The organism is Aminobacter sp. SR38 (assembly GCF_014843375.1).
GTDB classification, from domain to species: Bacteria; Pseudomonadota; Alphaproteobacteria; order Rhizobiales; family Rhizobiaceae; genus Aminobacter; species Aminobacter ciceronei.
On record NZ_CP062112.1, the window covers coordinates 272005 to 297837 of the forward strand.

The 25833-nt window shown below is 64.1% G+C and carries 25 protein-coding genes and 1 pseudogene; 7 read left to right on the top strand and 19 right to left on the bottom strand.

From position 1 onward, the window contains the following. Positions 1 to 7 precede the first annotated feature (7 nt). Both IG197_RS01340 and IG197_RS01345 read right to left on the bottom strand, forming a co-directional pair. Positions 8 to 1183, bottom strand: a complete 1176-nt coding sequence (locus tag IG197_RS01340; protein ID WP_192316454.1) for an acyl-CoA dehydrogenase family protein — start codon at positions 1181 to 1183, stop codon at positions 8 to 10. After that, positions 1180 to 2316 carry an acyl-CoA dehydrogenase family protein gene (locus IG197_RS01345; protein ID WP_083948771.1) on the bottom strand — a complete coding sequence of 379 codons (1137 nt, stop codon included), beginning with the start codon at positions 2314 to 2316 and terminating at the stop codon, positions 1180 to 1182. Before IG197_RS01345 ends, IG197_RS01340 begins: the two co-directional genes overlap by 4 nt. A gap of 187 nt (positions 2317 to 2503) precedes the next feature. On the opposite strand from IG197_RS01345, the gene IG197_RS01350 reads away from it, so the two are divergent. Further along, a complete protein-coding gene (locus IG197_RS01350) occupies positions 2504 to 3271 on the top strand; it encodes an SDR family NAD(P)-dependent oxidoreductase (RefSeq protein WP_192316456.1) in 768 nt (255 codons plus the stop codon). Between the two features lie 41 nt (positions 3272 to 3312). Here IG197_RS01350 and IG197_RS01355 read toward each other — a convergent pair whose 3' ends face one another. Continuing rightward, the gene (locus tag IG197_RS01355; protein WP_246670849.1) at positions 3313 to 4173 is read right to left on the bottom strand and encodes an SDR family NAD(P)-dependent oxidoreductase; all 861 of its coding nucleotides are present in this window, start codon (positions 4171 to 4173) and stop codon (positions 3313 to 3315) included. A 37-nt stretch (positions 4174 to 4210) separates the two neighbouring features. Further along, positions 4211 to 4624, bottom strand: a complete 414-nt coding sequence (locus IG197_RS01360) for a nuclear transport factor 2 family protein (protein ID WP_192316457.1) — start codon at positions 4622 to 4624, stop codon at positions 4211 to 4213. Positions 4625 to 4750: 126 nt separating this feature from the next. Here IG197_RS01360 and IG197_RS01365 point away from each other — a divergent pair, with 126 nt between their 5' ends. From IG197_RS01365 to IG197_RS01380, 4 genes are all read left to right on the top strand, one after another. Then, entirely contained in the window at positions 4751 to 5233 is a 483-nt protein-coding gene (locus IG197_RS01365) for a nuclear transport factor 2 family protein (protein ID WP_083948589.1), read from the top strand. Positions 5234 to 5349: 116 nt separating this feature from the next. Beyond that, on the top strand, positions 5350 to 6228 hold the full coding sequence (locus IG197_RS01370; protein WP_192316459.1) for an SDR family NAD(P)-dependent oxidoreductase: 879 nt from the start codon (positions 5350 to 5352) through the stop codon (positions 6226 to 6228). 5 nt (positions 6229 to 6233) lie between these two features. Continuing rightward, positions 6234 to 7115 (top strand): SDR family NAD(P)-dependent oxidoreductase, encoded by an 882-nt coding sequence (locus IG197_RS01375; RefSeq protein ID WP_192319527.1) that lies wholly within the window; start codon positions 6234 to 6236, stop codon positions 7113 to 7115. Between the two features lie 172 nt (positions 7116 to 7287). Beyond that, positions 7288 to 8025 carry a TetR/AcrR family transcriptional regulator gene (locus tag IG197_RS01380; protein ID WP_246765284.1) on the top strand — a complete coding sequence of 246 codons (738 nt, stop codon included), beginning with the start codon at positions 7288 to 7290 and terminating at the stop codon, positions 8023 to 8025. A 53-nt stretch (positions 8026 to 8078) separates the two neighbouring features. Here IG197_RS01380 and IG197_RS01385 read toward each other — a convergent pair whose 3' ends face one another. From IG197_RS01385 to IG197_RS01425, 9 genes are all read right to left on the bottom strand, one after another. Next, positions 8079 to 8678, bottom strand: coding sequence for a VOC family protein (locus tag IG197_RS01385; protein WP_192316462.1), 600 nt, complete (start codon positions 8676 to 8678; stop codon positions 8079 to 8081). A 70-nt stretch (positions 8679 to 8748) separates the two neighbouring features. Then, positions 8749 to 9954 (bottom strand): acetyl-CoA C-acyltransferase, encoded by a 1206-nt coding sequence (locus tag IG197_RS01390; RefSeq protein ID WP_067962115.1) that lies wholly within the window; start codon positions 9952 to 9954, stop codon positions 8749 to 8751. A 232-nt stretch (positions 9955 to 10186) separates the two neighbouring features. Then, positions 10187 to 10957, bottom strand: coding sequence for an SDR family NAD(P)-dependent oxidoreductase (locus tag IG197_RS01395; protein WP_246765285.1), 771 nt, complete (start codon positions 10955 to 10957; stop codon positions 10187 to 10189). A 12-nt stretch (positions 10958 to 10969) separates the two neighbouring features. Continuing rightward, positions 10970 to 12040, bottom strand: a complete 1071-nt coding sequence (locus IG197_RS01400) for a phosphotransferase family protein (protein WP_192316466.1) — start codon at positions 12038 to 12040, stop codon at positions 10970 to 10972. 14 nt (positions 12041 to 12054) lie between these two features. Further along, positions 12055 to 13257 (bottom strand): acyl-CoA dehydrogenase family protein, encoded by a 1203-nt coding sequence (locus IG197_RS01405; protein ID WP_192316468.1) that lies wholly within the window; start codon positions 13255 to 13257, stop codon positions 12055 to 12057. A 64-nt stretch (positions 13258 to 13321) separates the two neighbouring features. Beyond that, on the bottom strand, positions 13322 to 14122 hold the full coding sequence (locus IG197_RS01410; protein WP_192316470.1) for a CoA-transferase subunit beta: 801 nt from the start codon (positions 14120 to 14122) through the stop codon (positions 13322 to 13324). An 11-nt stretch (positions 14123 to 14133) separates the two neighbouring features. After that, positions 14134 to 15012 (bottom strand): CoA transferase subunit A, encoded by an 879-nt coding sequence (locus IG197_RS01415; protein ID WP_192316472.1) that lies wholly within the window; start codon positions 15010 to 15012, stop codon positions 14134 to 14136. Positions 15013 to 15061: 49 nt separating this feature from the next. Then, complete coding sequence (locus IG197_RS01420) at positions 15062 to 17155, bottom strand: 3-hydroxyacyl-CoA dehydrogenase NAD-binding domain-containing protein (protein ID WP_192316473.1); 2094 nt, start codon at positions 17153 to 17155, stop codon at positions 15062 to 15064. Continuing rightward, the gene (locus IG197_RS01425) at positions 17152 to 18162 is read right to left on the bottom strand and encodes an NADPH:quinone oxidoreductase family protein (protein ID WP_192316475.1); all 1011 of its coding nucleotides are present in this window, start codon (positions 18160 to 18162) and stop codon (positions 17152 to 17154) included. The genes IG197_RS01420 and IG197_RS01425 overlap by 4 nt, the downstream gene beginning before the upstream one ends. 226 nt (positions 18163 to 18388) lie before the next feature. Between IG197_RS01425 and IG197_RS01430 the strand changes: the two genes are divergently transcribed. Both IG197_RS01430 and IG197_RS01435 read left to right on the top strand, forming a co-directional pair. Beyond that, on the top strand, positions 18389 to 19144 hold the full coding sequence (locus tag IG197_RS01430; protein WP_192316477.1) for an SDR family NAD(P)-dependent oxidoreductase: 756 nt from the start codon (positions 18389 to 18391) through the stop codon (positions 19142 to 19144). A gap of 104 nt (positions 19145 to 19248) precedes the next feature. Continuing rightward, complete coding sequence (locus IG197_RS01435) at positions 19249 to 20787, top strand: class I adenylate-forming enzyme family protein (protein ID WP_192316495.1); 1539 nt, start codon at positions 19249 to 19251, stop codon at positions 20785 to 20787. 77 nt (positions 20788 to 20864) lie between these two features. Here IG197_RS01435 and IG197_RS01440 read toward each other — a convergent pair whose 3' ends face one another. The 6 genes and pseudogenes from IG197_RS01440 to IG197_RS01460 all read right to left on the bottom strand — a co-directional run bounded on the left by IG197_RS01440 (position 20865) and on the right by IG197_RS01460 (position 25821). Next, positions 20865 to 21650, bottom strand: coding sequence for an SDR family NAD(P)-dependent oxidoreductase (locus tag IG197_RS01440; RefSeq protein ID WP_192316497.1), 786 nt, complete (start codon positions 21648 to 21650; stop codon positions 20865 to 20867). After that, positions 21647 to 22402 carry an SDR family oxidoreductase gene (locus tag IG197_RS01445; protein ID WP_246765286.1) on the bottom strand — a complete coding sequence of 252 codons (756 nt, stop codon included), beginning with the start codon at positions 22400 to 22402 and terminating at the stop codon, positions 21647 to 21649. Before IG197_RS01445 ends, IG197_RS01440 begins: the two co-directional genes overlap by 4 nt. After that, the gene (locus IG197_RS36760) at positions 22399 to 23301 is read right to left on the bottom strand and encodes a branched-chain amino acid ABC transporter permease (protein WP_371746569.1); all 903 of its coding nucleotides are present in this window, start codon (positions 23299 to 23301) and stop codon (positions 22399 to 22401) included. Before IG197_RS36760 ends, IG197_RS01445 begins: the two co-directional genes overlap by 4 nt. A gap of 132 nt (positions 23302 to 23433) precedes the next feature. Next, positions 23434 to 24342 (bottom strand): annotated as a pseudogene (locus IG197_RS36765) (branched-chain amino acid ABC transporter permease); the annotation flags it as partial. Between the two features lie 5 nt (positions 24343 to 24347). Then, the gene (locus IG197_RS01455; protein ID WP_067962138.1) at positions 24348 to 25061 is read right to left on the bottom strand and encodes an ABC transporter ATP-binding protein; all 714 of its coding nucleotides are present in this window, start codon (positions 25059 to 25061) and stop codon (positions 24348 to 24350) included. Further along, positions 25054 to 25821 carry an ABC transporter ATP-binding protein gene (locus tag IG197_RS01460; protein ID WP_067966563.1) on the bottom strand — a complete coding sequence of 256 codons (768 nt, stop codon included), beginning with the start codon at positions 25819 to 25821 and terminating at the stop codon, positions 25054 to 25056. The genes IG197_RS01455 and IG197_RS01460 overlap by 8 nt, the downstream gene beginning before the upstream one ends. Between the last annotated feature and the right edge of the window lie 12 nt (positions 25822 to 25833).

Genomic DNA, 25833 nt, shown 5'->3' on the forward strand with positions numbered 1-25833 from the left:
TTGCCTGTTACAGCTTGCCGCGCGGCTCCCTGGGCATGCCGAGCCCTTGCTCGGCGATGATGTTGAGCTGGATTTCGTTGGTGCCGCCGTAGATCGTGTCGGCGCGCGCAAAAAGGAACATCTGCTGCAGGCGTTCGCGGCGCGGATCGTCTGAAACGACATTGGCATCCATCTTCAGCACGTCCATGGCGAGCCGGCCAAGGTCGCGGTGCCAGTTCGACCACTGGTACTTGTAGGTCAGCGCCTCGCGCCGCGTTTCCGGCGACTGGTCGTCACTCAGTACGCGCATGGCTAGGTAACGCATGGCGCGCAGGCCGGTCCAGGCATAGGCGACGCGTTGGCGGATGGCAGGCGAGCGGTCGGAGCCGTTCTCCTTTGATATCTCGACGATCAGGTCGAGTTCCTGCTGGAAGCTCATCTGCTGGCCGAGCGTCGAAATGCCACGCTCGAAACCGAGCAGCGCCATCGCGATCTTCCAGCCGTCGCCGGGCTGTCCCAGAACATCATCAGCCTTGGCACGCGCGCCATCGAAGAACACCGAATTGAACTCGGCGCCGCCACCGATCTGCTTGATCGGATGGATTTCGACGCCCGGCTGGGCGAGCGGCATGAGCAGAAAAATCAGGCCATTTCGGCCGACCGAGCCTTCCTCGCAGCGCGCCACGACAAAGATCCAATCGGACAGATGCGCCAGCGAGGTCCACACTTTCTGGCCCGACACGACCCAATCGCCTGTTACAGGGTCGAGCCTGGCCCGGGTCTTGATATTGCCAAAATCCGAACCGGCGCTCGGCTCGGAATAACCCTGGGCCCAGAACTCTGTGCCGCTCCGGATGCCTGGCAAAAAGCGCTTCTTCTGCTCCTCCGTGCCAAAAGCGATCAGCGTCGGCCCCATCAAGCCCTCGCCGATATGGCCTATCCGACCGGGACCGCCGGCGCGGCTGTATTCTTCCTGGAACGCGACCTGTTCGGCGACCGACAGGCCACGCCCGCCATGTTCTTGAGGCCAGCCCGGGCAGGTCCAGCGGCCGGCGGCGAGTTCGCGCTCCCATTCCTTGCGCAGTTCCGGCAGGACGTCGCCCTCGCCCGAACCGCCGCGATATTTCAGTTCGGCAAACTTGCCGCTGAGATGGCTTGCCATCCAGTCGCGCACCTCTGTGCAGAAGGCGTTCAGGTCGCTCATTTCACACCTCCGTCACCGAAGACAGATGCGGCAATGCGGTCGAGTTGCGCCTCACGCGCGCCAAGCAGCGCGGCATTCGCTTGCGCCCGCTTGAAATAGAGATGAGGGTCGTATTCCCAGGTGAAGCCGACGCCGCCATGCAGCTGGATCGCCTCCTCGGCGGCTCGGAACTGCAGGTCGGAGGCGAGCACGCGCGCCCCAGCGATCTCCAGCGCGCTTTCTGCTGCGTCGGAAATGCCCAGACCTTGAGCGGCTCCGAAGATCAGCGACCGCGCCTCGGCAATTTCGACCACCAGCTTGGCGCAGCGGTGCTTGATCGCCTGGAACGAGGCAATGGTGCGGCCGAACTGAACACGCTCGGCGATGTAGGCAAGCGTCACCTCATGCGCGCCTTGCGCCGCGCCCAGTTGTTCGGCGGCAAGTCCGAGATTGGCAAAAGCGAGTGCCTCGCGGAACTGGCCGGCGCTGACGCACCCTTCATCGATACGGCTCTCGGCGGAAACCTCCATGGCCAGTTCGAGTGCAGCAACCGGACGCGTCCGATCAAGTACCTCGAGTGGCGCAACTGACTGTCCTGCGTCGCGCGCCAGCGCAAACAGCGCCGTCGCTCCGTCTTCCAGCGCTGCCGGTACAAGCACGATATCGGCCGCCTCGAGGTCGATGACCTGCGCGACCTTGCCGTCCAGCCTGTAGCCACCGTCGGTCCTGAGAGCTTTGACCGCAACCGTCGCCGCCGGATCGGCCACTGAAAGATCGGCATAGGCGACGGTCACGGCCATTTCGCCCGCGGCTATGGCGCCAAGATACTTCGCCTTGGCGGGCTCGCTTCCGGCCGACTGCAGGAGTGGTGCCGCCAGGCACACCGTCGACCAGAATGGCACGCAGGCAAGGCGTGCACCTGTGAGTTCCATCAGGATTGCCACCTCGGTGGCGCCGAGCCCCAGTCCGCCGAATTCTTCCGGGACAGCCATCGCGCACCAGCCGAGCTCACGCGAAATGCTGGCCCACAGCCCGGCGTCATGGCTCGCGCCGGTGTCGACGATCAGCCGGATCGCCTCGGAGGAAGACTGTTCACGCAGGAAGCGCTGGGCTTCCTCGCGGATCATCTGCTGGTCTGGTGTGAATTCGAGCATGCGGTCCTGTCGGGCACGGATTGGAGCGGCGCCGCTGCGCCTGAAGTGGCAAAGCGCTTCATGCCGGATGCCACCGGCCAGCGCCAGCAACATCGTCCAAATGTGGGATGCTGGTGCTTGGCCCGCCCTAGTCTACTCGCCTGAGACGGCCGGCGCGAAGCGGTCGCGCATTGCACTGGAGGAGACTATGGCGCTCAAGCGTTTCGACAACAAGGTGGTGCTGATCACCGGCGCCGCATCCGGCATCGGCCGCGCGACCGCCCTCCGCCTGGGCTCCGAGGGGGCAACACTGATCCTCGCCGACCGCAATGTCGAAGGCGCAAGACAGGTCTGCGCCACCGCGGCCGCGCAATACGGTGTCCGCGCCGACGCCATCGCCTATGACGCAGCCGACACCGCCTCGGCGCGCCATATGGTCGATGACGCGCTGGCGCTGCACGGCCGCCTCGATTGTCTCATCAACAATGCCGGCATCTACCGGCGCGATCATTTCGCCAACCAGACCGGCGAAGACTGGTCGCTGGTGTTCGGCATCAACCTCGAGAGCGTTTTCCACATCGTGCATCAGGCGTTGCCGGCACTCGTCGCCTCGCGCGGCAATGTCGTCTCAACGGCGTCCACCGCCGGCGTGCAGGGCATCGCCTACGCCGCAGCCTATGCCGCGTCCAAGGCCGGCATCATCGCCATGACCAAATCGCTGGCGACGGAGTACGCCCCCAAGGGCGTACGCTTCAACGCCATCTGCCCCGGCCGCGTCCGTACCGAGATCGGCACCGGGCTGCAGCCGATCGAGAACCAGGACCCCAACATCATGGTCAAGCCGCCCAAGCTTGCCGGCAAGGAAAGCGGCGAGCCCGAGGACATCGCCAGCGCTTTCGCTTATCTGGCCTCCGAGGAGTCCTGTTTCGTCACCGGCGCCGTGCTGGTCGTCGATGGCGCCCAGACCGTGGGTTGAACGCCAAGAAGGCGCGCCGGGCCTGACGCCGGCGCCTGATGTCAGCCCTTGTGGGCGTGCGCGGTGATGACTGGCCTGTTCGTCCACGTGCCGTCGGCCGTCTGACGCCATCCGCCGGCGGCAAGCGCGCCGCCGTCGAGGTTGATGGTCGTACCGGTGATCCAGCTCGACAGCGGCGATGCCAGGAACAGTGCGGCGCCCGCCGTATCGTCAGGCTGTCCATAGCGTCCCAGCGGCATCCAGCGCTTGATCATGTGCTGGTGCTCTTCCGGGATCCATTTCAGGATCTGGATCTGCTCTGTCTCGGTCGTCTCCGGCGCGATCGCGTTGACCCTGATATTCTCAGGCGCGAGTTCGAGCGCCAGGCTCTTGGTGAAGCCGGTGATCGCGGTCTTGAATGCGCTGTAGACGGCAAAGTTGGGAATGCCGCGGAAGGCCTCGATGGTCGAGATGTTGATGATGCTGGCGCTCTCACCCCGGCGCAGCAGTGGCAGTGCGGCATGCGTCATCAGGAAGATGTGCTCGAGGTTGACACCGTAGAGCGCGTTCCACTCCTCGCGCGTCGTCTCAGCGAACGGCTTATGGACGCCGAGGAAGTCACCGACATTGTTGACCAGCACGTCGAGCCGGCCGAAGCCGTCCCTGACCCGTGCGATCACCTTGTCAACGGCAGCCGCGTCAGTGACGTCGGCGCAGAGGACGATGTTGCAGACGCCGGCGGCATCGAGTTCGGCCCGCACCTTGTCGGCGCGACCCTGGTCCTTCTCGGCGACGACCACGATGGCTCCGCAGCGGCCGAAGGCCAGCGCGATGGCGCGTCCAATTCCGGCGCCGGCGCCGCTGATCAGAGTGACCTTGCCGAGAAGGGAGTTGGCCATGCCGGCGAGTGAGGTGTCTGTCATGTCAGTCTCTTCATTTCAAATGGAGTGGCGGCTTTCTTCAGCCGGCGCGAAAAGTCATGTCGGTGCGCCGGTGGGCGAACTTCCAGCCATCAGTGGTGCGGACGAAGCGGTCGAAATAGCGCCCGACCACGCGCGGCAGTGTCGCCTTCGGATCGTTGCGGCTGGTGCCGTGATAGGTGAAGGTCGCAACGCCGCTCGCATTGTCTTCATCGATCACATCGATGACGATGTTGTGCGCCATGTGGATCGTGGTGTCGGTCTGCGCCTTGGCGTCAAGATAGGCGCTCATTTCGGCATGGCCTCTGAGTGGCCCTTTCCAGGTCTCCCACAAGCCGTCAGGCGTCCACAGCGCGACCAGCTCCTCGTGCCTGTAGTCGTCGACAAGCACGCAATAACGCTGCACCAGCTTGGCGCATTCGTGTTCGGCGGCGATCCGCTCTGCAAGATCCATCCCATCCTCCCCTGATGTCCGGCCACCGTCGCGTCAGACGAAAATGCCTTCATCCTCCAAACGAACGATGGCGGACGCGTCGAGTGGGTCAGCTATGAGCCGACAAACGGCAGCGGAGGACGGGAAATGTCTGATATCGAAGCGCGATTTGCGGCATTGGAAGCGCGCATCAAAGGACTGGAAGACCAGTTGGCCATCTATCAGCTGATCGCCACCTATGGCCCGTCGGTCGACAGCCGCACCGCCAGTGCCACCGCTTCGCTCTGGGCCGAAGCTGGTGCATATGATTTCGGTGGAGATCCGCTCGTCGGTGCCGACAATGTCGGTTCGCTTGTCAACATCGAACCGCATATCCACTACGTCGCCGATGGTTGCGCCCACGTGCTGAGCATGCCCCACGTCACCGTCAACGGAGACACGGCCGTGGCCACCGGCTACTCTCGTGTGTACCTCAACCAGGGCGACCACTGGCGCGTCGAACGCGCCAGTGCCAATCGCTGGGAACTCGTCCGCACGTCAGAAGGTTGGCGTGTCCAGAATCGCATCAACCGTCTGCTCAACGGCCAGCCCGAAGCGCGCGACCTTTTGTCGAGCAGCGTGAAAAGCTGAGCTGACCGGCTTACGGCAGTCCTCAGGCCCAAGCAGGCGCCTGCGCTGGCATCGTCCGAACGTGGGATGTCCGCCTGAGCTTGTCCGTTCAGGGTGGCCGGCTGGGAGGACACGAAATGAATACACTTCAGGGCAAGTCGGTGGTCATCACCGGTGCCGGATCCGGGCTGGGCGCCGCCTATGCGCGCCATGCCGCAAGCCTTGGCGCAGCGATTGTCGTCAACGACATCAGCGTCGACGCCGCGCGGTCGACGGTCGAATCGATCGTGGCATCGGGCGGCAAGGCCGTTGCACATACCGGCGACATCTCGTCCTGGAGTTATGCCCAAGAGCTGGTCGACGCCTGCATCGATGCTTTCGGCGCCATCACAGGCGTCGTCAACAATGCCGGCATTCTCCGCATCGGCAAGATTCTCGACCTCACCGAGACGGACATGCGCCGCATGGTCGAGATCAATCTCATCGGCACCGCCGCCTGTGCCAGCCATGCAGCCCGGCGTATGCTCGCCGCAGGCACGGGCGGCTCGATCATCAATGTCGCCTCTGGCTCCCAGGCCGGTGACGTCGCCCTTGGCGGATATGGCGCCACCAAGGGCGGGGTGGCATCCCTTACCTACAGCTGGGCCATGGAACTGCGTGGCACCGGCGTGCGTGTCAACGCGCTGTCGCCTCTGGCGGAAACCGCAATGGCCGCCCAGAACAGGGCGCTGATGGCCGAGCAGGCAGCGAGCCGCGAGGTGCACTACGCCGCCCTGCCCGACGCCGACGTCAACGCGCCGGTCGTCAGCTTTCTGCTTTCCGACGCCGCCGAGAAGATCAACGGTCAGGTCGTCCGCATCGCCGGCAAACAGTTGTCCTTCGTCACCCATCCACTGATCGCCGATCCGGTCCTGGAAGGCGACTGGAGCTACGGGGCGGTTGCCGAGGCTTTCGCCGGGGCTCTGGCGGGCAACCAGCAGCCGCTTGGTCTCGGCTACCAGAGGAAACCCAATTGAGCGGCATGGAACACAGGCCGGTCGCCGTCGTCACCGGCGCCAGCCGCGGTCTCGGCCGCGGCATCGCGATTGCGCTCGGCGAAGCGGGCTTCATCGTCTATTGCACCGGCCGCAGCGATCGTAAGGCCATCGGCCCATGGGGCGGAACCGTCCGCGACACTGCCGAGGCGATCGACCAGGCCGGCGGCAAGGGCATCGTTGCCATTTGCGATCACCTTGACGACAGCCAGACCGAGGCCCTGTTCAAACGCGTCGACGCAGAACAAGGACGTCTCGACCTGCTCGTCAACAATGCCTTCGCCATGCCTGATTGGGCCGTACCGGACGGCAATTTCTGGGAGCGCCCACTGTCGCTCTGGCGCGACATGATCGATGTCGGGCTGCGATCGAGCTATGCGGCAAGCCACTTCGCCGCCCCGATCATGGTCCGCCAGCGCTCCGGCCTGATCGCCAACACCTCCGGCCCCGGCGGCAAGATCTACCGTCACAGCCTGCCCTACGGCGTCGGCAAGGCCGGCCAGGACAAGCTGGCCCACGACATGGCGCACGAATTGCGCCCCTTCGACGTCGCCGCGATTTCACTGTGGCCAGGCCTGATCGGCACCGAGCGCACGCTTGCCGGCATCGCCGCAGGTGGCGTCGTCGGTGACACTGCCGGCAACCTGCCGCATATCGAGACGCCGTTCTTCATCGGCCGTGTGCTGGCGGCGATCCATGCCGCCGGCGACGCCGTGACGCTCAGCGGCGGCACCTTCTATTCGACCGAACTGGCTAGCCGCTATGACGTCATCGATGCCGATGGACGCCTGCCTCAATCGCGCCGCCCGCTGTTCGGTGCTCCGCTCTATCGGCCGATCTCCGGCGAGGCCGGTGAAGCCAGATCATGACACTGACGCCTGACGACGAAAATCCTGCATCGCGGCAGGCTTACAGAAACGCGAAGCGTATTATATTCGATCCGGCCAGTAGCCTGGGCTTTGGGCGATTCGACCCCCGGTTGTCGAACGCAGCGTCGAACATCCAAAGCGTGGAGTTGCTGATTTGAGCAGGATGGCGCGTATGGCACAGATGGATGGCAGCGCAGGCGCAGAATATCTCGATCGCGACGGCTCGGCCCGCGCGTCGACCAATCCGCGCAAGGAGCTGGTGCGCGAACAGCTGATCGACATCGCCGCGGAGCTGTTCGACAGCAAGGGCTACGTCCAGACCAGCATCAACGACATCGCCCAGGCGCTCGGCCTCGGCCGCTCGGCCGTCTACCACTATTTTCGCAACAAGGAAGAAATGCTGGCAGCACTCGTCGAGTCGGAAGCGCTGACGCCGTCACACAGACTGCAGGAGCTGATGGCCGAGCCCGGCCTGTCGCCAACCGAGCGACTGCGCCGCGCCATCGTCGACGGCATCGTCCGCCGCCTGTCTTCCGGCTCGCGCTTCATCCTGCTGTCGCGGCTCGAAACCCAGATCCCCGAGGCGCTCGGTCCGCTCTACAACCAGGGCCGTCGCCACATCTATGATTTCTACGTCCGCTGCATCTCCGACGGTATCACGACAGGCGAGTTTCGCACTGTCGATCCCAAGGTCACCGCCTTCGCGGTGATCGGCATGGCCAACTGGACATCGCGCTGGTACTCGCCATCAGGCGCCAAGACACCGCAGGAGATCGGCGAGATCATTGCCGACATGGCTCTGGCCGGCCTGCGTGCCCATCACGACCAGCCGCGCGATGCCGAAGCCGTGCGCCAGACCATCTCGGGACTGCGCCAGCAGATCGACGAGCTGGAAAAGCTGGTCAAATAGCAAAGGGCCGCCGGTTGTTCCGACGGCCGCGGCTGACAGCAATTTCAGCGAAATCAGTCGAACGTCACGCCGGCATGCTGGATGAAGGCGCTGTAGGTGTCGAAGCGGATGATCGGATGCGTGCCGGCGTAGGCGCGGATATGGTCCAGCACCGCCTGGCGAGATCGGCGCCACATCGGCGGCACGATCTCCAGCATCGGTCCGTAGAGGTCAGGCGAGCGGTAATAGAGGATCGACTGGTCCTGGCCGGCGACGCGGATTTCGTAGTCGCGCTCATAGCCGGCAGCCTCGACGCGAGCCGTCGCCTCGGCATGGTCATGCACCCAGAAACCCAGATGCTGCAGGCCCTCACGTCCGGCCGCCAGGAAGTCCGTGTAGGGTGACGAGGCGTTGTTGGTCTGCTCGATCAGCTCGATCTGCACATCACCCATGTAGCCGAAGGCGAGCTTGAGCTCGACCTCGACCGGCTGGCCGCGATGCCAGGTGGTGCTGACGGGCTGGCTGACGCCGCGCTCCATGAAGATGAATGGACCGACGCCGAAAACATCGATCCAGTGGCGCATCGCCTTTTCGATGTCGCGGACGACAAAGCCGAGCTGGGTTGCAGGCCCCAGCATGGGTTTGAGCCCCTGTGCAATTCCGAGATCGGTCATCGTCCCCTCCCAAAGGAGCGCCGTGCGTCCATTGGGACGAAGGGCGCTCCTATATCCCTACTCTGTGCGATCAGTTGAAGATTTCAAACAGGCCGGCAGCCCCCATGCCGCCGCCGACGCACATGGTAACGACGCCGTATTTCACACCGCGGCGCCGGCCCTCGATCAGCACATGGCCGGCCGTGCGCGCGCCGGTCATGCCGAACGGGTGGCCGACGGCGATGGCGCCGCCGTTGACGTTGAGTTTTTCCGGGTCGATGCCGAGCGTATCGCGGCAGTAGACCGCCTGGCTGGCGAAGGCTTCGTTGAGTTCCCAAAGGCCGATGTCGTCGACCTTGAGGCCGTGCTTCTGCAACAGCTTCGGCACCGCGAAGATCGGCCCGATGCCCATTTCCTCTGGCGCGCATCCGGCGACCGCCATGCCGCGATAGGCGCCCAGCGGCTTGAGGCCGAGTTGTTCGGCGCGCTTTGCCTCCATGACCACCAGAGCGGCAGCACCGTCCGACAGCTGCGACGAATTGCCGGCTGTCACGTACTCGCCCAGCTTGATCACCTCGCCGTCCGCGAAGACCGGCTTCAGCTTGGCCAAACCCTCGAGATTGGTGTCGGCGCGGAAACCCTCGTCCTGAGCCAGCGTCACGTCCTGGAAGCTTGTCTCGTTGGTGTCCTTGTTGACCACCATCTTGCGCGAGGCCATCGGCACGATCTCGTCGTCGAAGCGGCCGGCCTGATGGGCGGCAGCCGTGCGCAACTGGCTGGCGAGAGAGAACTCGTCCTGGGCCTCGCGGCTGATGCCGTATTTCCTGGCGACGATCTCGGCGGTCTCGATCATTGTCATGTACATATGCGGCCACTGCGAGGTCACGGCCTGCGAGCGCGAGCGATAACTGTTCTTATGCTTGTTCTGCGTCAGGCTGATCGATTCGACGCCGCCGGCAACGATGGTTTCCATGCCGTCGACGATGATCTGCTTGGCCGCGATCGACACTGCCATCAGGCCCGACGAGCACATGCGGTCGATCGACATGCCGGGCACGCTGTCAGGCAGTCCCGCGGCCGCTGCGGTCAGGCGGCCGATATTGTAGCCCTGCGTGCCCTGCTGGGCCGAGCAGCCCATAATGACGTCCTCGACGGCGTCGGGGGCGATGCCGGCACGAATGACGGCCTCGCGCACCGCGTGGCCCGACAGCGCCGGTGCTTCAGTGTCGTTGAAGGCGCCACGGAAGGCCTTGCCGATGGGGGTGCGGGCGACGGAAACGATGACGGCTTCGCGCAAAGGATTGCTCCAGAACAGTTGTTGTCGGCAGGGAACCAGGCAGGCAACGCAGAGAATATTTTCTGCTGCGAAGCGCCCGGAACCGAAGTTTTCCAACTACTTGCTAGGAGCGACGGGGCGGCCGAACATCGTCTGAAAAGACTAACGGCGGGTCCATGACACGCATCGATTGCGAACGGCCGATGCGGAAGAGGCAACGGCGCGGGCAACCGAACCCGCGCCACAGATGCGATCAGACGTGATAGCCGCCGTCGACATTGATGACCTCACCGGAGATGAAACCGGCGCGGCTGGAGGCCAGGAACGACACCGCTTCCGCGATGTCCATGGCCTTGCCGTTGCGGCGCAGCGGTGTGTTCATGGCCGCCGCCTGCATGTACTTGTCGTCGATATAGCCGAGCTTGCTGAGTTCCGTGTGCTGGCCGGTCTCGATGATGCCGAGCGCTACGCCATTGGAGCGGATTCCGTAGCGCCCCTCTTCCTTTGCGACGCCCTTCATCAGCGCATGCACCGCCGATTTCGGCACCACCGAAAGGCCGTCGGCGGCGGCAAAACGATATTGCGCCGAACTCTGGCACGCGACGATCGAACCGCGCGTCTTGCGCAGATGCGGGATGGCGTAGTGGACCACGTTGAAGAATCCGAAGGCGTCCTGCATCAGGTGCTTGCGCATCTGCTCGGGTTCGATCTTGCTGAGATGGATCAGCGGCACCAGCGGCCCGGCGGCATAGACCACCGTATGGATGCCACCACTGGCTTCGGCGACACCGTCGATGAAGACGCGGGTCGCCTCGACGTCCTCGATGTTGAGCTTGTGGCTGGAGGCCTTGCGCCCCTCGCCGCGGACCGCTTCGGCTGCAGCTTCCGCCTTGGCCTGGTTGCTGTGATAGGTCAACGCCACGTCGCAACCGTCGCGCGCCAGCACCCGGCAAATCTCGGCGCCGACGCCGCCGCTGCCACCGATGACGATGGCCGCTCCTTCGGCCGGATACAGTCCGCTCATGTCCATCCTCCCTTATGATTTCATCGCCAGTTCGGCATAATGCCAGCCGAATTCGGCCACCGGCCGCGCCAAGGCGCCGGCCTCGCGAGCGTGCGCGCTGGCCGCATTGCCGTCGACCACGCGCTTCATGATGCCCTGGCGGATGCCGGCGACGCGAAACAGGCTGTAGGCGAGATAGGCGTACCAATCGCGATCCGACACGCCTGCCTGCCCCGTCGCCTTGAGATAGCCATCGCGGTAGCTGCGCTCGTCCGGAATGCCAAGGCCGGCAATGTCGAGGTCGGCCAGGCCGCGATAGGGCTGGTTTGGCAGGCGCCAGGTCAGCATGTGATAGGCAAAGTCGGCCATCGGCTCGCCCAGCGTCGACAGTTCCCAATCGACGACAGCCAGCACCCGCGCCTCTGTCGGGTGGAAGATCATGTTGTCGATGCGGAAGTCGCCATGGATCAGCGACGTCCGTGTTTCCGGCGGAATGTTGCCGGGTAGCCATTCGATCAGCCGGTCCATCGCTTCGATGGTCTCGGTCTCGGAGGCGCGATATTGCTTGGACCAGCGTGCCACCTGGCGCGCCACATAGTCCCCTGGCTTGCCGAAATCCGCCAGCCCGACAGCCTCGTAATCAGTGGTGTGGAGAGCGGCCGCGACGCGGTTCATCTCCACGTAGATCGCCTTGCGTTCTGCAGGCGATTGCTCAGGCAAGGCAGGCGCCCAGAACGAACGTCCCTCGACGAAATCCATGATGTAGAACATGGCGCCGACGATGCTCTCGTCATCACAGAGCAGCCGCGCACCGGCAACCGGCACGTCGCTGTCGCGCAGAGCGCTGATGACGCGGAATTCGCGGTCGACGGCATGTGCCGAGGGCAACAGCTTGCCGTCGGGTTTCTTTCGAAGAACCAGCTTGCGCTTGCCGTCGAAGGACAACAGCATCGTCGGGTTGGACTGGCCGCCGCGGAAGCGCTCGACCGTCAGTTCGCCTTCGCAGCCATCGATGTTGGCCTTGAGGTAGGCATGCAGCCGCGCGACGTCGATCTTGCTGTCGGCGGCGAGTGGCTCGGTGCCGACGAAACGGCTGGCATCCATGGCGCGCCTCCCACTCAGTCCACGTATTTGGCGAGTTCGATGCGCCCGATCTGGTTGCGGTGCACCTCGTCGGGACCATCGGCGAAGCGCAGCTTGCGGGCATGCGCATAATAGTTGGCCAGCACGAAATCCTGCGACACGCCGGCCGCGCCATGCGCCTGGATCGCCCAGTCGATGACCTTGCAGGCCATGTTCGGGGCGGCCACCTTGATCATGCCGATCTCGGCGCGTGCCGCCTTGTTGCCGACGGTGTCCATCATATAGGCGGCCTTCAGCGTCAGAAGCCGCGCCTGGTCGATGAGGATGCGGGATTCGGCGATGCGCTCGAGCGTCACCGACTGTTCGCCGATCGGCCGGCCGAAGGCGACGCGGCTCTTCACCCGCCGGCACATCAGCTCCAGGCAGCGTTCGGCAAGACCGATCAGACGCATGCAGTGATGAATACGTCCCGGTCCGAGGCGCCCCTGCGCAATCTCAAAGCCGCGGCCTTCGCCGAGCAGCATGTTGGATGCAGGCACACGCACATTCTCGAACAACATATCCATGTGTCCGTGCGGGGCGTCGTCGTAGCCGAACACCGTCATCGGCCGCAGCACCTTGATGCCTGGCGTGTCCATCGGCACCAGGATCATCGACTGCTGCTGGTGCTTGGCAGCACCCGGATCCGTCTTGCCCATGAAGATCAGCAGCTCGCAATGGCGGTCGCCCACACCTGATATCCACCACTTGCGACCATTGATGACGTAGTCGTCGCCGTCGCGGACGATCGAACTCTGGATGTTGGTCGCGTCACTGGAAGCGACGTCAGGCTCGGTCATGGCGAAGGCCGAGCGGATCGACCCGTCGAGCATGCCGGGCAGCCAGCGCGCCTTCTGCGCCTCGGTGCCGTAGCGCTCGATGGTCTCGATGTTGCCGGTGTCGGGCGCTGAACAGTTGAAGATCTGCGACGAGAAATGCACCCGGCCCATGACTTCGCAGAGCGGTGCGTATTCGGTGTTGGTCAGGCCCGCACCATGCGAAGAATCCGGCAGGAACAGGTTCCACAGCTTGGCCGCCTTGGCGTTGGCCTTCAGTTCCTCCAGCACCGGTGGATGGCCCCAACGGTCGGCTTCGACCTCTTCATGATAGCGGCGTTCATTGGGATAGACATGCTCGTCCATGAAGGCATTGAGCCGTTCGAGCAGGTTTTTCGTCTTGTCGCTGTATTCGAAGTCCATCTTGCGTCCGCCAATGCCATTCCAAGGAAGAACCGCCGGCAGATGACTGCCGGCGGCGATGTCGTCAGGCGGCGCGGACGCCGGGAGGATTGCCCTTCAGCACGGTGGCGCGGACATTGTGCGGGTCGAGCTTGGCGATGATGGCCAGCTGTTCCTCGGTCGGGGCAGCCGTGGTGGTCATGCCTTCGGCGCGCAGCAGCGGGAAGCCGGTGGCGTCCTGTACCTGCTCGAAGGCCACACCCGGATGCAGCGACAGCACCTGTGCTGCATGATCGGGGCCGTTGAAGTCGAACACGCAGAGGTCGGTGATGACCACGCCGAGCTTGACGTCGGCGGGCTTGGCGCCTTCCGGCCAGTTCCTGGCGTTGTAGCCGACGCTTGCCACCACATCGACCTCACCTTCGACGAAGGTGCGCTTCGAGTGACTGGGCAGGAACATCGAGTTCTTGTGGCAGATCGAATTGCCCGGGAAGCCGCGGACGCCGAGCATGGCGACCTTCGGCTTCTGGAACTCTCCACCCAGTGCGGAGATGTTGCCCTGGCCGTAGCGGTCGACCTGTACCGGCGTCACCATGGCGTGGCGGCGCCCGCTCCAGACGCTGTCGAAGACCCTGCCGTAAGGCATCCAGCCGGAAAACTTCGGCTTGTAGTCGCCGCGCGGCCCGAGCGGGATCGGGTCCTCGACGAGATAGGCCTCGCCGTCGGTCATCATGATGCCGGGCGCGCAGGTGAGCTTGGCAAGACCTGCCGCAAGACGCGGCAGCGGGCCGATGCCGGTGGCGAGAACCTCACCATCGGAGGCCCAGGCCTGTGCACCGACAGCTACGATCAGTTCGGCAAGCGTAAATTCTTTTGCAGTCGTCATGTCGTGTCCGATCAGAAAATGGGGAGCGGCAGGGCGCGGATCTTGGCTTCGCCACCAACGGTCGCGGCGTAGCTGGCCTCGTCGCCCTTCACATATTGGTCGAAATAGCGCTGCCAGCCGCCCTCTTCGCCAGCCGATGCCGCATAGTCCTTGAGATGGCCCATATCCCAGCCATAGGCGTCATGCGCGGCCGTCGGATGTGCGCCGAGCGGTGCCGAAACCACGCCGGTCACCAGGCAGCGTTCGAACAGCTGGCTCTTGGCCTTGTCGGAGTATTCATCCCCGATGCGATCGACCAGCACCTCTGTGGTAACGAACACCTTGTCGGCGGCACGAGCGAACAGGCCATCGAAGAACGGATCCGGGCCGTCGGTCTGGGTGTTGCCCAGCCGGTCGGCGCGGCTCGCATGGATCAGCGCCACGTCGAGCTTGATCGCCGGCATCGCCAACAGCACTTCGCCGTCGTCATAAGGCGACTTCACCGTCTTGAAGTGCGGGTTGTACTTCATGACGTCGGAGCCGAGGCCGACGCGGGTCGCCGCAAACGGCAGGTTGTGGCCGGCTGCCTGCAGGCCGAGCAGCAGCAGGCCCTCGTCCAGCTCCGACACCTCGACCGCTCCAGCTTCGCGCGCCTTGCGGAAGTAGGGTTCGATCGGCATCGCGTCGAGCGACACGAAGCCGTAGATCAGCTTCTTGACCTTGCCCGCAGCACAAAGCATGCCGATTTCCGGCCCACCATAAGCCACCAGCGTCAGGTCCTTGAGGTCCGAGCGCAGGATCTCGCGCACCAGCGCCATCGGCTTGCGCCGCGGCCCCCAGCCGCCGAAGCCGATCGTCATGCCGTCGCGCAGCTGGGCGACGACCGCTTTCAGGTCCATTTCCTTGTTCATAGCATCCTAGTCCGTCTGTTCTTCATTCTGTTTCGGCAGGGATACGGCCTCAGCCGTAGAAGCCCTTGCCCTCGGCAACCAGCCGCTCGATCAGCGCGGCCGGCTTGAAATATTGGTCGCCCACAAGGCCCGCATATTTGTCGAGCGCCGCCTTGACCTTCGGCAGGCCGACCTGATCGGCATAGAACATCGGGCCGCCCAGATAGGTCGGGAACCCGAAGCCGTTGGTCCAGATGACGTCGATGTCGCTCGGTCGCGCCGCCGCACCCTCGTCGAGGATCTTGGCCGCCTCGTTGACCATGGCAAACAGGCAGCGTTCGAGGATTTCCTCGTCGTTGATGGTGCGTGCGGTGAAGCCCCGCTCCCTGCGGTGCGCTTCCAGCAGTTCATCGACAGCGGGATCGTGCGAAGCCTTGCGGTTCTCGTCATAGACGTAGTAGCCCGCGCCGGACTTCTGGCCGAGGCGGCCAGCGGCCACCAGCCTGTCGACGATATTGCACTGCTGCTCGCGCAGCGACATGCGGGCGACGCGTGCCGCCCGCGCTGCGGCCATGATGTCCATGCCGGCGAGATCGGCCAGCGCGAACGGGCCGATCGGGAAGCCGAAGGCGGTTAGCACGCGGTCGACCTGTAGCGGCGTCGCACCGTCCTCGAGCAGGAATTGGGCCTCGCGCGTACGCTTGGAAAGCATGCGATTGGCAACGAAACCTTCGGAGCGCCCGACCATCACAGGCACCTTGCCGAGGCGCTTGCCCAATGCTGTGGTGGTCGCCAGGACATCGGCGGCGGTACTGGCTGCACGCACATTCTCAAGCAGCTTCATGACATTGGCCGGGTTGAAGAAATGCATGCCGGCGACACGCGCCGGGTTCCTCGACGATCCGGCTAGTTCCTCGATGTCGAGGAACGAGGTGTTGGTGGCGACGATGGCGTCGTTGCGCAGCACGGCATCGAGCTTGGCGAAGACGTCCTTCTTGACCGCCATGTCTTCGGTCACCGCCTCGATCACCAGGTCGACGTCGGCAATGCCGTCATAGGACGTCGTCGGCGTTAGCAGCGCCATGCGGCGCTCCATCTCTTCGGACGACAGGCTGCCGCGCTTGACGCTGCCTTCATAGATCTTGCCGATGGCCCTGACCGCGGAAGCCAGGCCTTCATCCGTGAGGCCGATCAACGTCACCGGGATGCCGATGTTGAGGAAGCAGGAAGCAATCCCGCGCCCCATGGTACCGGGGCCGACGATGGCGACCTTCTTGACGTCGCGCGGCTTCACCCCGGCGTCGACACCGTCGATCTTGAGCGCCTCGCGCTCGGCGGCGAAGATGTGGCGCAGCGCCTTGGACTGCGGCGAGACCAGCAACTCCTTGCAGGTCTTGTATTCGAGGGCGATGGCCTCGGCGACCGGCGTTTCGGTGACCATCTTGATCAGGTCAACCGCAACAAGAGGTGCCTTGAAGCCTTTGTATTTCTTGGCCAATGCGGCGCGGCTCATCTCCAGGACGGCAGCGTCGAATGCCGGCACCGGCAGGTCGCTGGTACGGCGCAGCCTGGCGCCGTCGGCAATCACCTTCCCTGTGAAGGCGATTGCTGCCTCCTTGAGGTCACCCGAAACGACTTCGTCGACGATGCCCTTTTCCTGGGCATCGCGCGCCGAAATCTGGCCGCCCTCGCTGATCATCGCCAGCGCCTGCTCGACACCGGCAAGGCGCGGCAGTCGAACCGTGCCGCCAGAACCCGGCAGGATGCCGAGCTTGACTTCCGGCAGGCCGACCTTCGAGCCTTCGAGCGCTATGCGATAGCTGCAGGCAAGCGCCACTTCAAGGCCGCCGCCGAGCGCCGTGCCATGAATGGCGGCGACTATGGGCTTGGTTGCCGCGTCGAGCGTATCGATCACCTCGCCCAGCAACGGCGCCACCATCGGTTTCTTGAACTCGTGAATATCGGCGCCGGCGATAAAGGTGCGACCATCGCAGACGATGACCATGGCGTGCGCCTCGGCATCGCTTTCCAGTGCCTTCACTGCCGCGATCAGCCCGGACCGGACCGAATGCGACAGCGCGTTGACGGGAGGGTTGTCGACGGTCGCGACCAGAATGTTGCCTTGCTTTGCGACCGAGACGGTCCTTGCGAGCAGCTCGGTCATGCCGGCACTCCTTCCTTGCTATGTCCTGAATTGCCCGTCACCAGCACGACCTTGCCTTTGACGGTGCGCTCCATGACGACGTCGAGCGCTTCGGCGAAGCGATCGAGCGGATATTCGGCCGAGATATGCGGCCTGAGCTTGCCCTTGGCGAACCAGTCCATCAGTTCGGCGATATTCTCGGCATTCTTCTCCGGCGCCGAGCGTGCATAGGCGCCCCAGAACACACCGATCAAAGCCGACTGCTTGAGCAGCAAAAGGTTGAGCGCGATCTTGGGGATGTCGCCGGCGGCAAAGCCGATCACCAGCAGCCGGCCGAAAAGTGCCAGACCGCGCACCGCCGTTTCCGTCATGTTGCCACCGACGGGATCATAGACCACGTCGACGCCCTGCCCGTCCGTCAGTTCCTTGAGCCGCTGGCGCAGGTCCTCGGTCGAATAGTTGATCGTCTCGTCGGCCCCGTATTCGCGGCATAGCGCCAACTTCTCGTCGCTGGAGGCGGCAGCAATGACGCGCGCACCCATCTGCTTGCCTAGCTCGACCGCTGTCAGCCCGACGCCGCCGGCAGCGCCGAGAACCAACATCGTTTCGCCCGGCCTGATCTGCGCACGATCCTTGAGTGCATGGTGCGATGTCGCATAGGTGATCAGGAAGCCGGCGGCTTCGACGAAGCTCATCTCGGCGGGGATCGGAAACACCTTCCAGGCATCGACCGCGACCTGCTCGCCATAACCACCGATGCCGGCAAAGGCCAACACGCGCGCGCCGACCTTCAGACGCTCGACACCATCGCCGACCGCGATGATCGTGCCGGCGGCTTCGCTGCCCGGCGTGAAGGGTCGCTCGGGCTTGGTTTGATACTTGCCCTCGACCATCAGTCCGTCGAAGAAATTGATGCCGCATGCCTCGATGCGGATGAGCACCTGGCCCGGTTTCACCACAGGTTCGGGGACCTCTTCGATCCTGAGCTGCGCCCTTGGGGCGAACTCCTTGCAGATCACTGCCTTCATTTTCCTACGCCGCTTGTTGCTGCCATTTCGGCACTGCCAATTTCTTCAATCGAAGCAAGGAATGGGACAGGGGCAGACCGCTAACATCGTCTGATGGGACTAGTCACAAGGCTGCACGCATTTTGGCCGCCAAGCCGCTGAAATGTCCGGCAATCTTAGTCCCTTCGGACGATGTTGAAGGCGCCCGGGCGCGCAGGTTCGCGGATAACGTTTCGAGGAGATCATCATGGCCCGTCTGGCAGGCAAAGTGGCATTCATTTCAGGCGCGACCGGCGGCATTGGCGAGGCTGCGGCGCGGCTCTTTGCACGTGAAGGCGCCAAGGTGGCGGTGGCCGGCCGCAGCCGCGACAAGGGCGAGGCCATCGCCTCCTCCATCAATACATCGGGAGGCACAGCACACTATGTCGAGACAGACGTCACCGAGCCTGACAGCGTCGAGGCGGCGTTCAAGCTGGTGATGAACGCCTGGGGTCGGCTCGACGTGCTCTACAACAACGCCGGCGGCTCGAGTTCAGCAGACGGCCCGGTGACGGTTGCGCCGTTCGAGGAGTTCTGGCGCTGCATCAAGCTCGACCTGTTCGGCACCTGGGTCTGCTGCCGCAACGCGATTCCCCTGATGCAGCAGTCTGGCGGCGGCTCGATCATCAATTGCTCGTCGATCGTCGGGGCCATGGGCATCCCCAACCGCGACGCCTACTCGGCGGCCAAGGGTGGCGTCATCTCGCTCACCCGCTCGATGGCAGTGGAATTCGCCAAGGACAATATTCGCGTCAACGTGCTGGTGCCGGGCGCGGTCGCCACCGACCGAGTCCTCGGCTTCTTCGAGCGCGAGCCGCATCTCAAGGCACAGTTCGACGCCTATCTGCTCGGCATCGCCGAACCGGTCGATGTCGCCAACGCAGCACTTTATCTAGCTTCGGACGAGTCGCGGAAAATGACCGGTCACCAGTTGCCCATCGATGGCGGCATCCTGATTTCATGACCGGCGCGCCCGGACTGGCTTAGTCTGTGCAGACGATGCCTGCTCATGCGGGCAAGTTCTCTAGTCGCCACAAAATCCCAATTTCGACTGCAGGAAATACGAGCATGGAAATCCTGAGCCAGGTGCTGGCGCGGAACGCACGGCTGATCGGCGAGCGCAACTTCATCGTCACCGACAAGGAGACGATCACCTATGCGCGCTTCGCCGAACTGACGGCACAGCTGGCAAATGTGCTCAAGGCGCGCGGCGTGGCCAAGGGTGACCGCGTCGGGCTCTATCTGCCGAGCACGCCGATGATGGCGATCGGCTTCTGGGCCTGTCAGCGCCTCGGCGCGATCCCGGCCCCGCTCAGCGCCATGTTCCGCCACGCCGAGCTGCGCAAGATCGTTGCCCAGACCGGCATGAAGGCGCTCGTCGCTGACAGCTCGACCTGGCCCTATTTTTCCGAGATCAGGGCCGAGTTCGCCGATCTCGCCCATTGCCTGGTCGTTTCGGGCGACGGCAGCACCGACGACCTCACCTCGCTGATGGCCACGGCACCCGCGACATTCGAAGACGTCGCTTGCCACATGGACGACATCTGCGCCCTGTTCTTCACCTCCGGCACGACCGGCGCGCCCAAGGGCGCCGCGCAATCGCAGTTCAACCAGTGCTCGACACTGCGCGACATGATGGTATCGCACCGCACGCGCTTTGCCGAGGAAGTCTATCTCTGCGCCGTGCCGCTGTTCACCAATTTCGGCCTGACCGTGACGCTCAACCTCTGCCTGTACACCGGTGGCACCATCGTCCTGCACGAGCGCTGGGATACCCAGCGCGTGCTTTCCGAAATCGGCGAATACAAGGCTACCTATTTCGGCGGCACGCCGACCATGTATGTCTACATGGTCAACGAGGTCGATCCGGCCAAGCACGATCTGTCGTCGCTGCGCATCTGCACCACGGGCGGCTCGCCGGTGCCCCAGCCGGTCATCCGACGCTTCGAGGAGTTGTCGGGCGCCCGCGTCACGCAAGTTTACGGCTCGACCGAGACCAGCGGCCAGAACGTCATGGAGCCGACGGCAGGCATCCGGAAGCCAGGCTCCGCCGGCCTGCCCGTCGGCAGCTCGCGTATCTCGATCGTCGACGACGAAGGCAACGCCGTCCCACAGGGTCAGATCGGCGAGGTCATCATCTCGGGCGATTGCGTCGCCCAAGGCTACTGGATGGACGAAAAGGCGTCTGCCGAGGCCTTCGGCAATGGCGGCTGGAAGTCGGGCGACCTCGGTTACGTCGACGAGGACGGCTACCTGTTCATCGTCGACCGCAAGAAGGACGTCATCATCGCCGGCGGCCACAATGTCTATCCGCTGGAAATCGAGGCCCTGCTCTACAAGCATCCGGCGGTCGCCATGTGCGCGGTGGTCGGCGCGCCCGACGAGAGCAAGGGCGAAATCCCGGTCGCGGTCATCGTGAAGGCAGAGGGACAGGACGCGACCGCGGATGAGCTGATCCGCCACTGCCGCGAGAGCCTTGCCGCCTACAAGGCCCCGCGCGCCGTCCACTTCATCGACACCATGCCGGTCGAGGCCGCCAAGATCCGCAAACGCGAGCTGGTGCTGGCGCTGCGCGAAAACCGACTGGACGATTTCAGGAACAAGTGAACGCGGGCCACCAGAACGCAAAAGGCCGCGTCAAATGCGCGGCCTTTTGCATTGCAGCTTACACCTGGCCATTGTCCCTAAGCGGACACCACATCACCCGCGCCACCGAATGCGCTCCAGCCGCCATCGACCGGCAGAACCGTGCCTGTGATGTAGGACGCCCAGTCCGACAGCAGGAACACGGCGGCTCGCGCCATTTCTTCCGGCAGCGCCAGTCGGCCGAGCGGCGTACGCCGTTCCAGGATCGTCGGGTCGAATGCCTTGCGCTCGAGCAAAGCCTGAACCATCGGCGTGCGCGTGTAAGCCGGCGCGATCGCATTGACGCGAATGCCCGAGGGACCCCATTCGCAGGCCAGCGTGTGCGTCAGGTGATTGATCCCTGCCTTGGCAGCGGCATAGGCCGAGCGACGCGGGAAGCCGCCGAGCCCGACGATGGACGACACATTCACGATGGCGCCGCATCTCTGCCGGAGCATCGGTCGCGATGCGGCGCGGCACATCAGGTAGGTGCCTTTGAGGTTGACGTCGATGACGCGCTGCCAGCGTTCTACCGACTGGTCGTGCACCGGCACGAGGTCGTCGCCGATGCCGGCAGAGTTGAAAACGAGATCGAGGCCGCCGAGAGCCGTGATCGCTTCCCTGACCATGCGCTCGGCATCGTCCTCACTTGCGACGTCGCCTTGGGTGACATCGGCTGCTGCGGTGCGCTGTAGCGCCGGATCGAGTTGTTCGCGGTTCAGGTCGGCAATGACCACGCGTGCGCCGAGATCCGAGAGCAGCCTTGCCACCGTTTCGCCAATGCCGCTGGCGCCGCCAGTCACCAGCACCCGCTTGCCGTCGAACCTGATCGCGGGCGCGCTCATACGTCGGGATCCCCGCCGTCTTCGGCGTCCTGCTTGAAGTGGAAGTCCGGCTGCCATTCTGCGCGCGTCTGGACATGCAGCCTCCAGTAGGCAGCGGCGACCAGATCGTGATCGTAAGGCGTTCCGGTCTGCATCGTGCCATGGATGGCGACAGTCGACACATGAATACCCGCAGGGGTGAGTTCCTTCTCCAGCGAGTGTCCAAGGCTGCGCAGCGCAGCCTTGCCGAGCGAGGTCACGCCCCATTCGATCCACGGGCCAAAGGCAAGCACACCACCGGTGAGCAGGATCGTACCGCGGCCGCGGTCGATCATTCCTGGCGCAACGGCCTGGGCCGCATGCAGCGCACCAGCCACGTTGGTCCTGAAGGCGTCGACGACGTAGTCGACGCTGGCCGCCTCACCATGCGACTTCCAGCCGTCGGCGGTGCCGTATTTCACCTCGCCCAGCCGCGACGGCGTGACGAACCGCGCCGGCTCGATGATGGCGGCATTGTAGATCAGCGCCTCGGCATCGCCATGCCGCTCGCGGATCGCCGCATGGACATGGTCCATCTCTTCGGGCTTGCCGGCGTCGCCGACAAATCCGGCAACGTCGAGGCCCTCGGCCCGCAGCTCCTGCTCGTAGCGTGCAATCGCTTCTGCGCGGCGGCCGACAAAGGCAACACGATGTCCTTCACGCGCGAACTTCTTCACCAAAGCCTGGCCAAGCCCAGGCCCCATGCCGATGACCAGAGTCGACGGCGCGCTCATGGTGCTGCCGTGATTTTGGTGGTGGCCTCGGTGTGGTCGGCCGTCTGCTGGGCCTTGCGCTCGGCGCGGTTCGCCAGGAATTCCTCCAGCGTGCCGATGATGCCCTTGCGCAGGAACAGCACGCAGAGAACGAATATGATGCCCTGCACCACCACGACCCAGGCACCGAGGGTGGCCAGCTCGCGTTGCAGCGTCACCAGCACTGCCGCACCGACCACCGGTCCAAGCAGCGTGCCGACGCCGCCGATCAGCGTCATCAGCAGCACGTCGGCCGAGGTCATGAAGAAGACGTCGGCCAGCGACGCCAGCTGGAAGATGATCGCCTTGAGGCCGCCTGCTACGCCCGACAGCATCGCCGAAAGCGTGAATGCGATCAGCTTGAACCGGTCGGTCGAATAGCCGAGCGAAATGGCGCGCGGCTCGTTCTCGCGGATCGACTTCAACGTCTGGCCGAACGGCGAGTGGATGATGCGGTAGATGAAGGCGAAGCCGGCCAGGAACACGGCGAGGGTCACGTAGTACATGTTCAGCGTGTTGGAGAGATCGATGACGCCGAACAGCATGCCGCGCGGCACCGACTGGATGCCGTCCTCGCCATGGGTCCATGGCGCCTGCACTGCGTAGAAATAGATGATCTGCGCCAGCGCCAGCGTGATCATGGCGAAGTAGAGCCCCTGCCGGCGGATCGCCAGCCAGCCGAACAACGCGCCGATCGCCGTCGCCACCATGACGCCCAGAAGGATGCAGAGCTCGGTCGGCAGGCCCCAGGCGGCAGCGGCATGCGCAGTCACATAAGCCGATGCCCCGTAGAAGGCGGCATGGCCGAAGGCGAGGAGGCCGACGTAACCGAAGATCAGATTGTAGGCGAGTGCGAACAGTGCCAGCACCAGGATCTTCATGCCCACGACGGGATAGACGAGGAACGGCAACGCCACGCCGCCGACCGTGAAGATCGCGAGCCACAGGCGACCGTTCTCGAGGAAGCTGCCGGAGCGGCCCGACGAGACGTCGGCGACCGAGTGGCTCGTCGTCTCCTTGCCGAACAGGCCAGCCGGGCGGAAGATCAGCACCAGCGCCATGATGATGAAGATCACGGTTGCCGAGGCCTGCGGATAGAAGACCTTGGTCAGGCCCTCGATCACGCCGAGCATCAGGCCGGAAACGATGGCGCCGAAGATCGAGCCCATGCCGCCGATGACCACGACGGCGAAGATGGTGATGATCATGCCCTGCCCCATCTGCGGGCTGACCTGGTAGATCGGGGCTGCCATGACGCCGGCGAAACCGGCAAGACCGACACCGAACGCGTAGGTCAGCATCAACAAGCGCGGCACGTTGATGCCGAAAGCACGGACGAGATCGGGATTTTCGGTCGCGGCCCGGAGGTAAGAGCCGAGCTTGGTTCGCTCGACCATGTACCAGGTGCCGAAGCAGACGACGATTGCCGCAGCGATCACCCAGGCGCGGTAGATCGGCAGGAACATGAATCCGAGATTGATGCCGCCTTTCAGAGATTCCGGCACGCCATACATCTGGCCGGCGGCACCGTAGTAGACGTTGAAGGCACCCTCGATCGCCATGGCGAGGCCGACGGTCAAAAGCAGGCCGTAGGCATGGTCGAGATCGTAGACGCGGCGGATGAAGATGCGCTCCATCAGCGCGCCGATGACAGCCACCACCAGCGGAACGATGACCAGCGCCCACCAGTAGCCGATCGACGGCAGACCAAGACCCGGGAACAGTTCAGGCAAGCGCATGAGATACCAGGCGCCGAACGCACCCAGCATGTATTGCGCGCCATGGACGAAGTTGCCGATGCGCAACATGCCGAAGATGATCGCCACGCCCAGGCTCATCATGGCGTAGAACGAACCGTTGATGAGGCCGACGAGCAGCTGGCCGAAAAGTAGGGTTGGCGGAACGCCAATCAGGTCCATCATGGCCATCACACCCCGAGATAAGCTTGGATTTTGGCTTCATTGCCGGCGAGTTCGTCGCGGCTGAAGCGCTCGACCACCTTGCCGTGGTCGACGACGAAATGCCGGTCGGCGAGCTTGGAAGCGAAGCGGAAGTTCTGCTCGACCAGAAGGATGGTGAAGCCCCTCGCCTTCAGCTTCTCGAGCACGACGGCGATCTGCTTGACGATGACCGGCGCAAGGCCTTCGGTCGGCTCGTCGAAGATCAAAAGCTTGGCGCCCGTGCGCAGGATGCGGCCGATGGCCAGCATCTGCTGCTCCCCGCCTGACAGCTTGGTGCCGGGGCTCTGCCAGCGCGCCTTGAGGTTCGGGAACAGCTCGAGGATCTCGTCCACGGTCATGCCGCCCTTGGCGATGACCGGCGGCAGCTCCAGATTCTCGGCCACCGACAGGCTCGAGAAGATGCCGCGCTCCTCCGGGCAGTAGGCGATGCCGCGCCGGGCGATGATCTCGGGCGCCCGCTTCGCAACGTTCTCACCGCGATAGGTGATAACACCGGTCTTCTTGCGCACGAGGCCCATGATACAGCGCAGCGCTGTCGTCTTGCCGGCGCCGTTGCGGCCCAGCAGCGTGACGAGTTCACCCTCGCGGATGTCGAAATTCATGCCGTGGAGCGCCTTGCTCTCGCCGTACCAGGCATGCAGGTCGGCGATGTCGAGCACCACCTGGGAAGTCTCAGTCATCTGCGCCACCGATATAGGCTTCGACAACGCGCGGATCGCGCGACACGGTTTCGTAGTTGCCTTCGGCCAGCACCCGTCCCTGCGCCAGCACGGTGATGGTGTCGGAAAGGGCTGAAACCACCGACAGATTGTGCTCGACCATCAGGACAGTGCGGTCGCTTGCCACCTTGCGGATCAGTTCGGCGATGCGGTCTACGTCCTCGTGGCCCATGCCCGAGGTCGGCTCGTCGAGCAGCAGCATCTCGGGATCCAGCGCCAGCGTCGTGGCAATCTCCAGCGCGCGCTTGCGACCGTAAGGCAGATTGACCGCAACATGGTTGCGATAGGAAAGCATGCCGACAGCGTCGAGCAGTTCATCGATGCGATCGTTGAGCACGCCGAGCGTGCGTTCGCTTTGCCAGAAGCGATAGGAGGTCCCCGTCGGCCGCTGCAGTGCCATGCGCACGTTTTCACGCACGCTCATGCGCGGAAACACCGCCGAAATCTGGAACGATCGAACAATGCCCTTGCGCGCCACCTCTTCCGGCTTCAGCGCGGTGATGTCCTCGCCGTTGTATCGGATCGTACCTTCGCTGGGCTGCAGGAACTTGGTGATCAGGTTGAAGGTCGTCGTCTTGCCGGCGCCGTTGGGGCCGATCAGGGCGTGGATGGTATTGCGCCGGACCTTGAGGTCGACGTCTTTTACGGCGGCGAAGCCATAGAAATACCGGCTCAGCCCGGACGCCTCGATGATGTAGTCGTCCGCAGTGCCTTGCTGCACCTTGTCCTCCAC

What these genes read in the sequence shown, in the direction of transcription:
- IG197_RS01405 (WP_192316468.1), bottom strand. Translation starts at nt 13,257, where the DNA reads ATGGACTTCGAATACAGCGACAAGACGAAAAACCTGCTCGAACGGCTC.
- IG197_RS01345 (WP_083948771.1), bottom strand. Translation starts at nt 2,316, where the DNA reads ATGCTCGAATTCACACCAGACCAGCAGATGATCCGCGAGGAAGCCCAG.
- IG197_RS01410 (WP_192316470.1), bottom strand. Translation starts at nt 14,122, where the DNA reads ATGACGACTGCAAAAGAATTTACGCTTGCCGAACTGATCGTAGCTGTC.
- IG197_RS01455 (WP_067962138.1), bottom strand. Translation starts at nt 25,061, where the DNA reads ATGACTGAGACTTCCCAGGTGGTGCTCGACATCGCCGACCTGCATGCC.
- IG197_RS01360 (WP_192316457.1), bottom strand. Translation starts at nt 4,624, where the DNA reads ATGGATCTTGCAGAGCGGATCGCCGCCGAACACGAATGCGCCAAGCTG.
- IG197_RS01435 (WP_192316495.1), top strand. Translation starts at nt 19,249, where the DNA reads ATGGAAATCCTGAGCCAGGTGCTGGCGCGGAACGCACGGCTGATCGGC.
- IG197_RS01370 (WP_192316459.1), top strand. Translation starts at nt 5,350, where the DNA reads ATGAATACACTTCAGGGCAAGTCGGTGGTCATCACCGGTGCCGGATCC.
- IG197_RS01340 (WP_192316454.1), bottom strand. Translation starts at nt 1,183, where the DNA reads ATGAGCGACCTGAACGCCTTCTGCACAGAGGTGCGCGACTGGATGGCA.
- IG197_RS01385 (WP_192316462.1), bottom strand. Translation starts at nt 8,678, where the DNA reads ATGACCGATCTCGGAATTGCACAGGGGCTCAAACCCATGCTGGGGCCT.
- IG197_RS01350 (WP_192316456.1), top strand. Translation starts at nt 2,504, where the DNA reads ATGGCGCTCAAGCGTTTCGACAACAAGGTGGTGCTGATCACCGGCGCC.
- IG197_RS36760 (WP_371746569.1), bottom strand. Translation starts at nt 23,301, where the DNA reads ATGAAGATCCTGGTGCTGGCACTGTTCGCACTCGCCTACAATCTGATC.
- IG197_RS01415 (WP_192316472.1), bottom strand. Translation starts at nt 15,012, where the DNA reads ATGAACAAGGAAATGGACCTGAAAGCGGTCGTCGCCCAGCTGCGCGAC.
- IG197_RS01355 (WP_246670849.1), bottom strand. Translation starts at nt 4,173, where the DNA reads ATGACAGACACCTCACTCGCCGGCATGGCCAACTCCCTTCTCGGCAAG.
- IG197_RS01395 (WP_246765285.1), bottom strand. Translation starts at nt 10,957, where the DNA reads ATGAGCGGACTGTATCCGGCCGAAGGAGCGGCCATCGTCATCGGTGGC.
- IG197_RS01425 (WP_192316475.1), bottom strand. Translation starts at nt 18,162, where the DNA reads ATGAAGGCAGTGATCTGCAAGGAGTTCGCCCCAAGGGCGCAGCTCAGG.
- IG197_RS01420 (WP_192316473.1), bottom strand. Translation starts at nt 17,155, where the DNA reads ATGACCGAGCTGCTCGCAAGGACCGTCTCGGTCGCAAAGCAAGGCAAC.
- IG197_RS01445 (WP_246765286.1), bottom strand. Translation starts at nt 22,402, where the DNA reads ATGAGCGCGCCGTCGACTCTGGTCATCGGCATGGGGCCTGGGCTTGGC.
- IG197_RS01430 (WP_192316477.1), top strand. Translation starts at nt 18,389, where the DNA reads ATGGCCCGTCTGGCAGGCAAAGTGGCATTCATTTCAGGCGCGACCGGC.
- IG197_RS01380 (WP_246765284.1), top strand. Translation starts at nt 7,288, where the DNA reads ATGGCACAGATGGATGGCAGCGCAGGCGCAGAATATCTCGATCGCGAC.
- IG197_RS01365 (WP_083948589.1), top strand. Translation starts at nt 4,751, where the DNA reads ATGTCTGATATCGAAGCGCGATTTGCGGCATTGGAAGCGCGCATCAAA.
- IG197_RS01440 (WP_192316497.1), bottom strand. Translation starts at nt 21,650, where the DNA reads ATGAGCGCGCCCGCGATCAGGTTCGACGGCAAGCGGGTGCTGGTGACT.
- IG197_RS01400 (WP_192316466.1), bottom strand. Translation starts at nt 12,040, where the DNA reads ATGGATGCCAGCCGTTTCGTCGGCACCGAGCCACTCGCCGCCGACAGC.
- IG197_RS01375 (WP_192319527.1), top strand. Translation starts at nt 6,234, where the DNA reads ATGGAACACAGGCCGGTCGCCGTCGTCACCGGCGCCAGCCGCGGTCTC.